11 protein-coding genes and 1 pseudogene are annotated in these 13,048 nt (G+C 41.7%); 7 read left to right on the top strand and 5 right to left on the bottom strand.

All coding sequences use genetic code 11. The features are described from left to right. Positions 1-405 precede the first annotated feature (405 nt). Both ANSO36C_RS34155 and ANSO36C_RS05695 read right to left on the bottom strand, forming a co-directional pair. Positions 406-528: a hypothetical protein gene (locus ANSO36C_RS34155; RefSeq protein WP_323374566.1), complete on the bottom strand. Its 123-nt coding sequence runs from the start codon at positions 526-528 to the stop codon at positions 406-408. Between the two features lie 58 nt (positions 529-586). After that, positions 587-1,207: a Uma2 family endonuclease gene (locus ANSO36C_RS05695; RefSeq protein ID WP_251958749.1), complete on the bottom strand. Its 621-nt coding sequence runs from the start codon at positions 1,205-1,207 to the stop codon at positions 587-589. Between the two features lie 111 nt (positions 1,208-1,318). Between ANSO36C_RS05695 and ANSO36C_RS05690 the strand changes: the two are divergent. From ANSO36C_RS05690 to ANSO36C_RS05665, 6 genes and pseudogenes are all read left to right on the top strand, one after another. Then, positions 1,319-1,498 (top strand): annotated as a pseudogene (locus ANSO36C_RS05690) (Uma2 family endonuclease); the annotation flags it as partial. Between the two features lie 110 nt (positions 1,499-1,608). After that, on the top strand, positions 1,609-1,839 hold the full coding sequence (locus ANSO36C_RS05685; protein ID WP_251958748.1) for a DUF433 domain-containing protein: 231 nt from the start codon (positions 1,609-1,611) through the stop codon (positions 1,837-1,839). After that, positions 1,836-2,195, top strand: coding sequence for a DUF5615 family PIN-like protein (locus ANSO36C_RS05680; RefSeq protein WP_251958747.1), 360 nt, complete (start codon positions 1,836-1,838; stop codon positions 2,193-2,195). The genes ANSO36C_RS05685 and ANSO36C_RS05680 overlap by 4 nt, the downstream gene beginning before the upstream one ends. Before the next feature lie 661 nt (positions 2,196-2,856). Further along, complete coding sequence (locus tag ANSO36C_RS05675) at positions 2,857-3,141, top strand: HU family DNA-binding protein (RefSeq protein WP_010998076.1); 285 nt, start codon at positions 2,857-2,859, stop codon at positions 3,139-3,141. 26 nt (positions 3,142-3,167) lie between these two features. Beyond that, entirely contained in the window at positions 3,168-4,271 is a 1,104-nt protein-coding gene (gene cobD / locus ANSO36C_RS05670) for a threonine-phosphate decarboxylase CobD (protein WP_251958746.1), read from the top strand. A 149-nt stretch (positions 4,272-4,420) separates the two neighbouring features. Next, a complete protein-coding gene (locus ANSO36C_RS05665) occupies positions 4,421-5,875 on the top strand; it encodes a dihydrolipoyl dehydrogenase family protein (RefSeq protein ID WP_251958745.1) in 1,455 nt (484 codons plus the stop codon). 463 nt (positions 5,876-6,338) lie between these two features. Here the strand turns inward: ANSO36C_RS05665 and ANSO36C_RS05660 are convergent, their stop codons facing one another. Together ANSO36C_RS05660 and ANSO36C_RS05655 are read right to left on the bottom strand one after the other, a co-directional pair. Beyond that, the gene (locus ANSO36C_RS05660; RefSeq protein WP_251958744.1) at positions 6,339-7,046 is read right to left on the bottom strand and encodes a diacylglycerol/polyprenol kinase family protein; all 708 of its coding nucleotides are present in this window, start codon (positions 7,044-7,046) and stop codon (positions 6,339-6,341) included. A 58-nt stretch (positions 7,047-7,104) separates the two neighbouring features. After that, positions 7,105-8,868: a DUF3685 domain-containing protein gene (locus ANSO36C_RS05655; RefSeq protein ID WP_251958743.1), complete on the bottom strand. Its 1,764-nt coding sequence runs from the start codon at positions 8,866-8,868 to the stop codon at positions 7,105-7,107. Positions 8,869-9,010: 142 nt separating this feature from the next. Here ANSO36C_RS05655 and ANSO36C_RS05650 point away from each other — a divergent pair, with 142 nt between their 5' ends. Next, on the top strand, positions 9,011-12,028 hold the full coding sequence (locus ANSO36C_RS05650; RefSeq protein WP_251958742.1) for a pentapeptide repeat-containing protein: 3,018 nt from the start codon (positions 9,011-9,013) through the stop codon (positions 12,026-12,028). 118 nt (positions 12,029-12,146) lie between these two features. Here ANSO36C_RS05650 and ANSO36C_RS05645 read toward each other — a convergent pair whose 3' ends face one another. Continuing rightward, complete coding sequence (locus ANSO36C_RS05645) at positions 12,147-12,593, bottom strand: Fur family transcriptional regulator (protein ID WP_190941871.1); 447 nt, start codon at positions 12,591-12,593, stop codon at positions 12,147-12,149. Between the last annotated feature and the right edge of the window lie 455 nt (positions 12,594-13,048).

Below are 13,048 nucleotides of genomic sequence, written 5' to 3'. Positions count from 1 at the left end.
TTGACCATAAGTATTAGCAGTTTGCTAATCAATATTGTAAATATAAATACCTCTAATAAAATTTTGTACTAATGTTAAATTACTTTGTTGCCTTTGAGAACGTGTTGCCATATCTATTAATTCTCCCTGCACAATGACACAAGTTGAAACTAGACTGTTTTCAACCTCAACAAGGCGATTTAATATATTGAGATTACCTAAAATAGCTAGACTACAGTGATTTGTATCGATTAGGTACATTATTCAAAAGGATTATCTTCATTAAACTCTGCTTGACCACGGCTAGCAATTACTAGCTTCAGACACTCCTCTAAGTCATCACCTTCCCAAGTACCTATAGTTTTCAAATGTTCTAGAAGTGAGTTTCCTGTGGAATTAACAGTAGTCTGACTAGCAAACTCTACTTTATGTTGTGTGTTGCACTTGGTTTTGCTTTGTTTTCAAAAAACGTAAAAAATTAAGTGTTTCAGTCAAAAGTGCATCTGGTGCTGATTCGATTTCTTCGATAAGTTGTTCTTTAATTTTCATACTTACGCCTCTTTAACTGAGATTATTTAATAGTGTAAAACAGCAACTATGGTTGTAGTTATGTTGGTATACCTCCAGCTTGAAAAATCTGTTCGGCTGTTAAATTCAATTCTGGAAAAGTAGGCGAGACGATGCGCTCAGTGCCTCTAAATTGAGTAACTTGGTATTCACCATCGATTAATTGATAAATCGATATAGTAGGCTGTTTAGGGTTGCCAGTGAACTTTTTAGCGCCTAGACCGAGATAATCTACAACCCAGTATTCAGGAATTCCAATACCCTCATACTTACCCTGTTTTGTGTAATAGTCATCATCCCAGTTGGTACTAACTACCTCAACTACTAAGGGAATTGATGCTGCAAGGCTTACAGTTGATTCTTTTTTCCATAACGGCTCATTTATTAAATTAGGGCGATTGAGTAATAGCACATCTGGGGAGTAACCAGATTCCGAATTAGTTGGTTTTATCAGCGCAGTTTTGGGGATTGTATAAGGTAGACCATTACGAACGTACTCAACAGCAATTTTTTCAACCAAAAACCCAACAACATCCTCATGGTCTCCTACTGGTTGTGCCATTTCAACAATCACTCCATCATGTAATTCATATCTTCCACCTTCGGGTCGCCACGCTGCAAAATCTTCAAAGGTTACTAGTTTTGGTATGGCTTGAGTCATAATCTATCACCCCTAGTAGTTGTTTCGATCATATCGCTTTCTTACGTTCAGCCTTAACAGTAATATTAAGGGGTACAGTACTCGAAAAAGTTTGTTGCGGAGAACTGAACTATGGTGGCAACAACATCCGCAGAAAACAGGGTTTTACTCCACAACATCAGCTGGCAGACATTTAAAACCATGCTGGCTGAAATGGGTTCAGAACGTAATTCCCGATTTGCTTATGACAATGGAACGATAGAAATTATGACCCCACAAATGCCACACGAAAACTCAAACCGTGTTAGTGAAGGAGATTCCTCGATTTATCCAAGAAGCGAAGAAAAATGGGGAAATTGCTACTACCTGTGCTTTTCGGGCTTGGGTGCAACAAAAAATTTCTGGTGGTAAACAGTAAAACCATGAATAAAGCTAGCCTAATGAGTCGAATTACGCAAAATACTGGGCAATGCGGAGGTCGCCCCTGTATTAGAGGAATGCGAATCCGTGTAAGTGATATTTTAGAGATGCTGGCTGAAAATGTGAGTTCAGCCGAAATTTTAGAGGATTTTCCTGATTTAGAACCAGAAGACATCCAAGCCTGTCTGTTATTTGCAGCGCGGCGCACAGACTTTCCTCGATTGACTGCATGAATATCTGGATAGATGCTCAACTACCTCCAACCTTGGCAGTTTGGCTAACCAGCACCTTTGGAGTCAGTGCTACATCTTTAAAAGATTTGGGCTTGCGAGATGCTCAAGATGTAGAAATCTTTGTTTGTGCCCGTGAGGCTTTGGCAGTGATTATGACAAAAGATAGTGATTTTGTTGATTTGGCTTGTCGGTTAGGGACACCTCCACAAATCCTTTGGATAACTTGTGGCAACGTCACAAATCGTAACCTCCGGCAGATTCTTACGGCTACATTTCCAGATGCTTTAGAACACCTGCGACAAGGTGAAGCGATTGTAGAAATTAGCCCAGACGTTGAATATGCTGCCATTTCTTAATAATCTTCTTTTTTACATTTTTCAAGTCTAGGATATTTGTGGCTGGTTTAATCTCAAATTGCTGTAAGCTGAAAACCTTTTCAAATCTCGTTTCCAGCCTCTGGGCTGGAAATGCACTTCAATTGCGGCTCTGCCGCCAGCAAGGGAGGCGGCAGCCCCAAGGACAGCATTCCCAGTCGGAGGCTGGGAACGAGACAAAACCCCCGACTTTTTAGATAAATCGGGAATCTGAGGCTTCGATTTCCATAAAAATTGCTTAATATCAGCAATAATTCTTCAACATCGGTAATTAATCCCAACAAATGCTAACCATCTCTCACCTCCCTACTCCCCTGTTTTCTTAGCGATGCCTGCGGCGGCCACGCCTACGCGGGATTTACTAAGTATTATTTCCTACTTTTGGGGTGGTTTTTAGTGGAATAATTACCCTAATATTACAAAACATCCTGAAATCTATATAAATTAATGGTTTCATCTATCCACATCAGGCTACAACGCCTTAGAATGATTCATTGAAAAGTCGAGCCGATGGGATGTACAGCCGTTTTGAGTAAAAATACTCCCAAAGGATGATTTTTGTATTTCCGCGAACAGAGATTTCAGTACAAATGCACTAAAACGCATCCGTAAAAAATCTCAAGTAAACCTTCAGGAGTTTGACATGAACAAAGGTGAATTAGTTGATGCCGTAGCTGAAAAGGCTAGTGTTACCAAGAAACAAGCGGATGCAGTTTTAACTGCCGCTTTGGAAACGATTATTGAAGCAGTTTCCTCTGGTGATAAGGTAACGTTGGTAGGATTTGGCTCTTTTGAATCACGGGAACGTAAAGCCCGCGAAGGTCGCAACCCGAAAACAAATGAAAAAATGGAAATTCCAGCTACGAGGGTTCCTGCCTTCTCGGCAGGAAAACTGTTTAGAGAAAAGGTAGCACCCCCAAAAGCATAGGTTCTGTCTTCGGGAACCCTTTTTCAATGCGGCAACCTGCACACGGGGGAAATTTAGCCTGGGCAGCAGCACTGGCTGGCTGTCCCCCTGACGCTATTCTGGATTTTTCTGCTAGCATCAGTCCATTGGGGCCTCCTAATAGCGCGATCGCTGCTATACTGTCCCAAATTGGTAATCTTAAGCACTATCCAGACCCAAATTATAGTGAACTGAGACTAGCTCTCAGTCACTTCCATCAATTGCCTCCTGAGTGGATTCTGCCGGGTAACGGCTCCGCAGAATTACTCACTTTGATAGGTAGGGAATTAGCTCAATTAGCCGCGACAATTTTAATCACTCCAGCCTTTGGCGATTACTACCGAACCTTGGCAGCGTACAACGCTAAAGTGCTGGAGTGTCCTTTGTCATTAGTCACTGGTCATTGGTCACTTGTACTGAGCCAAGCCGTTGGCACAGCCTCTCGTAGAGAAGTATTAGTAAACGACAAAGGACAAAGGACAAAGGACAAAGGACTATTGCTGAATAATCCCCATAACCCAACCGGAAAACTATTTTCGCGGGAGTCTATTTTGCCTTACCTGGAGCAATATGCTTTGGTGGTGGTGGATGAAGCATTTATGGATTTTGTGCCACCCAATGAGGAACAAAGCCTGATTCCGGTGGTACAGGAATATGCAAATTTAGTAGTATTGCGATCGCTAACCAAATTTTACAGTCTCCCAGGACTGCGATTAGGATATGCGATCGCACACCCGGATTGTCTAGCTAAATGGCAGTTATGGCGTGACCCCTGGCCTGTAAACACCCTCGCGGCAGCAGCGGCAATTGCTGCACTCCAGGATACAGAGTTTCAACAGCAAACCTGGGCATGGCTACCACCTGCACGAAACCAACTCTTTCAGGGTTTGGCTGAAATACCAGGATTGCAACCCCATGCAAGTGCTGCTAACTTTTTACTGGTTGAGTCTCAAAAATCAACTTCGCAGTTACAGCAACAATTACTCAAGCATCACCAGATTTTAATCCGCGATTGCCTCAGCTTTCAAGAACTAGGCGATCGCTTTTTCCGGGTTGCTGTACGTGAAGAGTTTGATAACCAACGCTTACTAACAGCGCTGAGTGGGGAGTAGGGGAGGCAGGGGGAGCAGAGGAGGCAGGGGGGGCAGAGGAGGCAGAGGGAGCAGGGGAAGAAGAACTATTTATTGATTCTTCAGCCATGCCCAATGCCCCATGCCCCATTCCCCATGCCCAATGCCCAATGAAAAATGACAAATGACAAATGACTATTGACTACGATGTCGTAATTATTGGCGGCAGTCTTGCTGGATACCACGCTGCTCTTGCTGCAACCCAACTAAATGCTACAGTTGCCCTGGTGGAACCTAAAGTAGACTATGGGTTTACTCATCACCATGCTCTTGCCGAAATCGGTAAACTGGCGCAGAAGTTGAATGATGCCTCTGGTTTTGGTATTCATGCCAGACACACTGATACCTCAGAAGAATGCCACATATCGATGGCATGGCAAGAAGCGATGCTGTATGCTCAATGCGTCGCCTCAAATCTCAAAGAACAGCATTCCCCGGCTATCCTAGCCGCGCAGGGAGTCGATGTCATCGTTGGCAGTGGTCAATTTCAATCTTCACCCCAACTGGCTTTTGCCATTAACAATCGCCTACTACGCGCCCGTACTTATTTGCTAGCTAGTGGTTCGCGTCCAGAAATTCCAGAGATTGAAGGATTGCAAGCCACTGGCTATTTAACCCTTTCTAATATTTGGCAATCCTTAAAAAGAGAGATATTACCGAAAAATTGGGTAATTATCGGCGGAATTCCCCAAAGTATTGAAATCGCTCAAATTTTAGCGCGGCTTGGTTGCAGTGTAACGCTAGTAGTTAAGCATCCATATCTTCTACCCCATCTTGACTTTGAGATAGCCATACTGCTTCAGGCACAGTTGGAAGTCGAAGGTGTACGCGTCCTCACCGAAAAATCGGTGACTCAGGTAAGGCTAATTGAGGATAAAAAGTGGATTCAAGCGGGAGATAAGGCTATTGAAACTGATGAAATTTTAGTAGCGACTGGACAACAGCCAAGTATTGAATCCCTAAATTTGGCAACGGTAGGTGTGAAATGGCATCGGCGTAGCTTAGTAGTGAATGATAAATTGCAAACCACTAATCACCGTATTTACGCTTGTGGTGATGTAATTGGTGGTTACGACTTTGCCAATATCGCTAATTATGAAGCAAAAATTGCCCTGAATAATGCCATCTTTTTCCCCAGGTTAAAAGTAGATTATCGCTCTATTCCTTGGGCGATGTTTTCTGTGCCGATGCTGGCGCAAGTGGGCTTGACAGAGGCTCAGGCAAAACGCCAATTTGGTCGAAAAGAAGTTTTAGTTTTGCGGCAGTATTTTAAAACAGTGGCAGCAGCCCAGCTTCGGGATGAAACCACTGGTATCTGTAAAATCATTGTGCTAGGCAACGGTGAAATTTTGGGAGCTTCGATATTAGGGGCTGAAGCTGGAGAATTAATTAATTTGATTGCCTTAGCAATGTCACAAAAAATTAAAATCAAAGATTTAGCAAATTTATCTCCTGTCTATCCTAGTTTTTCAGAAATTCTGGAACAAACTGCAACAGAGTGGAGTAAACAAAAGTTAAATAGCAATATTGCTTTACAAGAGTTTTTGGAAGGCTTTTTCCATTTCCGCCGCAATTGGAATTTGTGAATGGGGAGTCAGAGCTATTTCATTGTTATCTAGCCCACCTCAGAATAAATTCTGAGGCTAATAGCAAAAGTCGTCTAAAGACGACTAGAAAGGCTTTTAGTCCACTTTAGTGGACTTGGGCTATTAGCCTGGAACTTTAGTTCTGGGCGGTTTATTTCTAGAACGAAATAGCCCTGGGTGGAGACTGGGGAGTTAAAAGTTTGGAATTGAGCCTCTGAACTCGGACGTTGAGCCTTTTAACTCGGACGTTGAACCTTTTAACTCGGACGTTGAGCCTCTGAACTCGGACGTTGAGCCTTTTAACTCGGACGTTGAGCCTTTTAACTCGGACGTTGAGCCTTTTAACTCGGACGTTGAACCTTTTAACTCGGACGTTGAACCTTTTAACTCGGACGTTGAACCTTTTAACTCGGACGTTGAGCCTCTGAACTCGAACGTTGAACCTTTTAACTTGAAAGTTGGTTTAAAAGCCCTGCATCAAAACCCATACCACTCCTGCCGCTACTAAAGGCACGCTGAGGTTATCTGTACCGTGGGGTGAGACTGCCTCTGCTAAGGTGGCGAAAGTAGCAGTTACTACCGCCGTCAACAATGCCGACTCTAAATTTAAGGGTGTTCCTAGGGGACTTAGGGATGAACCAGGTAGCAGCAACAGCACCAAGAAAATCACCACTGTACTCGCCACAAACATTGCAGCCGAACCTTCCCAAGAACGCACAGAGTTTCCCACTTGGTATTTATGCTGCCCAAAGCGCCTACCGATTAATGCTGCTAGTGCATCACCCCAAGTCATTGCCATTATCCCAGCTACTGCGATCGCAACGCTATCTACTGGCCCATTTGGTCGCCACAGTAGCCCAAAAAGCAGCGTCACTGAGATAGCGAAATAAACTGTTCCAGGTGAGCTATCCTGGGTATCCATTGCGCCAACAACTCGGTAGCGGTAAAACAAGTAGTTAAGCCCGATAAAGGTCGCAAAAGGTATAATTCCGATTTCCCAGTGTTTAAACAGCAGCAGGACACCAAAAACCCACATCCCTGCACCAATATGAATTACTTTGCGGGTCAAATCTGGCTTTACACCAAACAGCCTACGCAGCCCCTCGCCTATGACAAGCAAACTAGTTGCGTAAACATAAGAAATTGCTAGCCCTATAAAATCATTTGTCATTTGTCATTTGTCATTGGGCATTAATCAATAATTCTTCTTCCCCTGCTCCTCTACTTCTTCACTTGAATCGATCGCTATTTCGTCTAAAATTCTTTTCTATTAACGAAGCACTACCAATCCCTTGAAGAATACCACGACCGATTAAACCTAAACCTTTACCAATTATTTGGGTAAGAATGAAGACTATACCACTACCTACAACAGCTAATAATGATTTTAAACGTGGTGCGATCGCATCACTAAATTCTAAGATTAATGTCACTATTAAAGGAATATTGGAAAGTTTGACTAATTCCTGGTTTCGAGGGGCATAAACTAAAGTATTGGCAATGCCACGAGGCGCAATTACAAATAGCTCATACCGACTTTCAAAAACTGCTTTTGGCTCATTTATATAATTATTTAACCGATATTTCCACGATAAATCATTTCTAAATCTTTCAATTTCTCTTGTGGAAATTAATTGTTGTCCATAAAAATTTTGTTTAATCGCTTCTACATCTGCTAAATAATTGAGCAGTGGTTGCACTACCCCATTCGCTACCTGAATCAACAAGTTCTCGACAATCATTAATGCTTGAAACTTCGATTCAGCACTCACTACTGGATATGAAGTATTATCAATATTTAATTGTGTTTGAAATATTAGATAAGAATACAGCTCACAAACTAGCGGTATTTTATTGAGAATATCTCTTTGCACAACTTCTGCATTTTGCAGTAACAGATTAACAATTTCTATATTCTTATTTCCTATTTGTATTCGATTAAATTTTCCAAAAAACTCTGTAATTCCTGCTTGCCATAAGTCGCGTATTAAAGTATTTTTTACTTCATATAATTGATTTGCCTCTATTTGAGAAGCACGCAGTTCATCTAACTGTTCAGCCAATTTTTGCAGAATAATATAAAGTAATTCCCGTTTTTTATCCTCACGAAATATATCAATTTCTAAAGGTATATCTGTGACATTTCGTAAAGAAAATTGAAGTTTAGTAACACAATCTGCAAACAAGGCAGATTGTAGTGTTCCTGGACTAAGCAAAGGTGACACAGTTGGTCTTTGTCGAATGGCACTACTTAATGAAGAAGTCAGAGGCAACTCATCAGCAATGGGGGTATGTTCGTCTTGCTTTTCTTGTGATGAAACTAGCAACCGATTTAGCAACCAACGAGCCGCTAGCAGTTCTCGCCTTTGTCCAGCTAAAATTGCTCGATCTAGTACTGGTAGTCCGGGGACTTTTAATTGTGCTGTTACTGCGGTTAAGGTAACGTCAATGTTAGCAATTCCTGACAAACGTAAATTATTTCGTAGTTTAGAAAAAGGGACTGAGGAATAGGGAGAGACGCGATTAATTGCGTCTGTACTGTTAGGAGTGATTATTGCTTCTGTGTTCTGGAACCAATAGGAACCACCATCGGCAACTTCTTGTATGGCGACGACTAACTCAGGAAGTGGTGTACCCTTGGGGCAGTAGCCATTAATACCAACAGATTTGGCAGCTAATAGTAATCCTTGTTCTTGCACAGAACTGAGGAGCAAAATCGGCAGGTTTGGATATAAGGCTCTGAGTTGCCGACAGAATTGTAAACCTAGCTGTTGACTGGTGATGGAGCGACCATTACCAAATTCCAAAACCACCAAATTTAACTGATTAGGGTCTTCTTGGGCAATTTCTGCTAAAATTTGCAAGGCAGCAGTGTCAGTTTCTACTGCTGCGATCGCTTCCAGATTAGGAATTGCTTCCAAAGCTACCCGTAATCCCAGACGAAAAATCGGGTCTTGGTCGATTAACAATAATTTTAGAGGGCGATCGCTCATAGTCTACTCAATTACACAAGCAATGTTTTGACCAATCAGAAAACAGCTTTGATACAAAAGTTTGTTTTCCCCATTGTCGCCTGTTTTCGCCAACTGATAAATCGATCATAATTGCCATAAACAGCAGTCACTGTGTAATTAAATGAACTTGAGTATTCGGCACTGGTTGGCAGAACGCTATATTGCAATCAATCAAATCAAAGAATTTTCGGCGGGGCAATTGGCAGGTATTGCCTACCGGATTGTTCAGGATATGGAAGTCAAAAGCCTCATACCTTTTGATATCTGTACCTTAGTAGAGGTTTTAGAACTGCCTTTAGGCATTGTTTGGGAAGAAATCAGTGTGATTTCAGAGTTGACAGAAAACCTATTGCGTAGCCTCAGCCAAAAAAAACCATTAAAACGCAACGAAGGTACATGGCTAGCGTTTCAAATTGCCTATCTCCAAGCTTTGCAAGCAATTCTAGAGCAGGAAGGAAGGCTGCAAAAACCGTGGTTAGATCGGGCAAGTATACCCATTCAACCACACATACTTAAAGAGGAAGTGGGTAAACTCACTCTCCAAGATCCGCAACTGCAAGGATTGCTGAAAACTCTCAGTCCAGGTAAATTGACTGACACTCAAGCTGAACAAGCACTATCTTTGGTTGCAGATTCTTTACTGGTACAACAAATCAATAACGCTGCGATCGCTTGGTTTGTTGCCAATGGTGCAGAGGAACCTGAAGCTAAACTCTTAACACAGCGTTTGCTTAACTCGCTTCCTGGCTACTTACTGGTAGTCGTTACCGAGAATGCTGCACCTCTAGCCCAACTGCAAAAATTCTTCCGTTTGGGGATTTCATTATCTCCCAGTTTGAGCGCCCCCGAAGTTGGTTCTACAGTCGGTGAGAAAATTGATTTGCACCGTGAACATTATCGTGCAAGTTTGATTCAAAATCTTAGTCTGCCTTTGCTGATGGAATCCTTTGCCCTTAAGGATATCTATGTGCCACAAAAAGGCTTACCAATGGAGGAAACTATTTCTCAGCTTGATAAAAAAACTCTTAAACCAGTTGATTTAAAGACATGGGCGCAGCAACAGCTAACTGATTTAGAAACGATCGCTGTGATTGAGTCGGAACCTGGTTATGGAAAAACTAGTTTTTGCCAACTTTGGGCAGCACAGATAGCACAAGAATTCTACCCTACTTGGATGCCTATATTAATTAGGCTGCGAGATGTAAAATACGGTAAAACTTTAATCGAAACCCTAAATTCTGCCTTTCCTGTTAATCTTGCAACTTGGTTAGAGCAAGAAAATCTCCCTTGTCTATTGCTGCTAGATGGTTTAGATGAACTACCCCGTTCTCATCAGGGTACAAGGGCACAAGCAATTTTTATTCAGCAGTTGCTCAACTTTCAATCTCAGCAGCGACACAAAATTGTATTGACAAGTCGCTCAACGACATTACCAGAAATCGCCCCAGAACTACCGCTATTGTTGAAACGAATTAATATTCAGCCGTTAGATGTAGACGAATTCAAACAATGGTTTCAGCAATGGGCAAAAGTGCAATCGTTGGCGATCGCTCAAAATTTATTTACATTGTTAAAACAGGCAGGGTTATTTGCCAGCCACTCAAAGTTAAAAGAATTATCTGTCCTTGTCCGTCAACCCCTAATGCTGCATTTATTGGGCATTTTGCACCGCGACGGATTGCTGGATGATGAACTATTGCAGTTAGCTACTAATACCCAAAATTCCTCTCTGTTATGGGAAATTCACTATCGCCTGAGTCGATGGTTATTGGGCTATCCGCTAATTGGTGGAATCAAGACGATGCTACTGCGTTCAGGATCGGCTCATATCCACCGAAGTCCAGAAGCGATCGCTAATTTACTTGCTGGGCATCATCCCCAAGATTTACTTGAGCAGATGCAAGCGATCGCTCTCAAAATTTTACACTCACAACGTCATCAAATTAATTTGGTTGGCGAATTTAATACTCTACCAGGGTTTTACTTTAAAATTCGGGATTTAGAAAGCTCAAGCAAAAGCGCTGCAAAAAGTAGTTTAATTGAGTTTTCCTATATCAAATTAGGAGAATTTCTTTGTGCAGATGCTATTGCTGCCCAACTTAAAATTCTGACTCAGTACCAAGATGAGGCTTACGGCACTTCCGCTTTTTTGCTTGATTCTCCCAGTAGCGTAGCCCAACATATTTATAATTTACTAGGTTACGGGATACTGAGCCAAGAACTTGAAGAACTGGCAATTGCAGGATTACGCCGCCAGCAAAAGCACAAATTTTCCTTTGAAGTTTTATTTCAACGTCTTTTGTCTTTCTGGCGTGCTTACTGTCAAGGACGTTGGTTAGATGAAGGGATAGCACACAACGCTTTAACTCATTTTCATGCACTGCAAAACCCAGTGAATGTTGAACAGGTGAATGCTGCGGTGGGATTGAATGTGTTTTTATTGCTTTGTGCTTGCTATAGAGAAACAAAAGTTCCTTTTTGTCCTTGTGGGAATCCAGCGAATTTAACAGAATTCAATCCAGAGGCGCTGAGTATGCTAATTGCTAAGACAACGGTTTTGCATAAAAATGCCTTCGCAACCCGAATTAAATCTTTGGCTGGACTCAATTTATCGGGAACATCTTTATCGCAAGTGGTGTTAACTGGGGTAAATCTTGAGCAAACAAACTTATCCAATGCGGAGTTAACAGGGGCGAATTTAGCTGGAGCCAATTTACAACAGGTGAACCTCGCAGATGCAAACCTCGCAGGCGCAAATCTCGCAGGTGCAAACCTTCAACAGGCAAACTTTACAGGCGCAAACCTCCAACAGGCAAACCTTATGGGGATAAATCTAAACTCTGTCAATTTTACCAACGCCTGTTTATTTGATGCCATCCTGGTTGAGGCTGACAAAAAATTAGCCAACGATAATGGTGGCTTGTTCTCCAAAGAGTCGTTTCAAAAGCTGAAACATTTGCGCTCGCAACAGCCCTTTTTAAACACCGTAATAATCACACCAAATATAGATGTTAATGGAAACAAGACCCCTGCGATCGGACTAATTGAAAGCTGCGAAGGCGGAAATTTACAAATAGATTTATATGATGATGAGTCCGATGATGAAACAGTTTTTGGCAATAATTCTATTGTGGAATAGGGAATAGGGAATAGGGAATAGGGAATAGGGAATAGGGAATAGGGAATAGGGAATAGGGAAGTGTATGTATATAGGAGCAGAATTTTCCCCTCTGCCCCCTGCCCCCTGCCTCCTACTCCTAACCCTCTGGCGGATTACGATAGCCAAAAAAGTTAATACTGTAGTCAGTAATCCGCACTCCTGTTTCTTCTTCAATTTTGCGGATCAAATCTTCTGGTAGTTCTACATGAACATCAAGAATTTGATTTGTATCCACACAATTTATATGACTGTGAGAGTCACTAATATTGCCGTATAAACGCCCATCACAGCGTTCAATACATTCAATAATGCCTTGACTTGATAATGCTTCTAAATTTTGATAAACAGAAGTATGACCGATTTCTTTGCCTTGTTGGTTCAAGCGATCGTAAATCTCTCTTGCAGCAAGGTGTTCATTTGCTTGCCAAAGTAGTTCCAGAATAAAGCGACGCTGACGACTAACGCGCATACCAAGTATTTGACACCGATCTAACGCATCTTCTAAAGAACGAATTGGTTTTGTAGAAATTGTTTGTTTTTGCATATTACAGCTTCTTAACTGTTGGGGGAATTTTCCCACTTCAATTTTTATTGGTTATTTAATATATGCAATAATATTGCATACCATTGTTCTACCTGTACTTATGTTTTGGCTTGTGATGCTGCGGAAGTAACAGGTGAGGATAAATAATGACCTATTTCTTGCTTGTTGATGGCTACTTTGTCAGACCTTAATCTAAAACAAACTCATTACAACTTTAACTTAAAATTGCTGTAAATGTCCACTTTGGGGCAGGCATTGCCTTTCCTAAGTAGTGTGATGCTCATGGCATACTATTTAAATCGGATGAAGAGTAAGTATAAAATGCAAACTTAGGAAGAATTAGTATCACTAAATACTAATTGCTTAGTAAAAAAAACTTTGTGCTAGTAAGGGTCAATCTAGCGTCAAGCCCTGAAAGCTGCTACTGTAGATTGTCGATCCTAAAGTTGAGCAAA

Source organism: Nostoc cf. commune SO-36, from assembly GCF_023734775.1.
Taxonomy (GTDB): Bacteria; Cyanobacteriota; Cyanobacteriia; order Cyanobacteriales; family Nostocaceae; genus Nostoc; species Nostoc commune_A.
The sequence above is the reverse complement of the archived record's forward strand: the minus strand, read 5'-3'. Positions and strand labels throughout refer to the sequence as shown.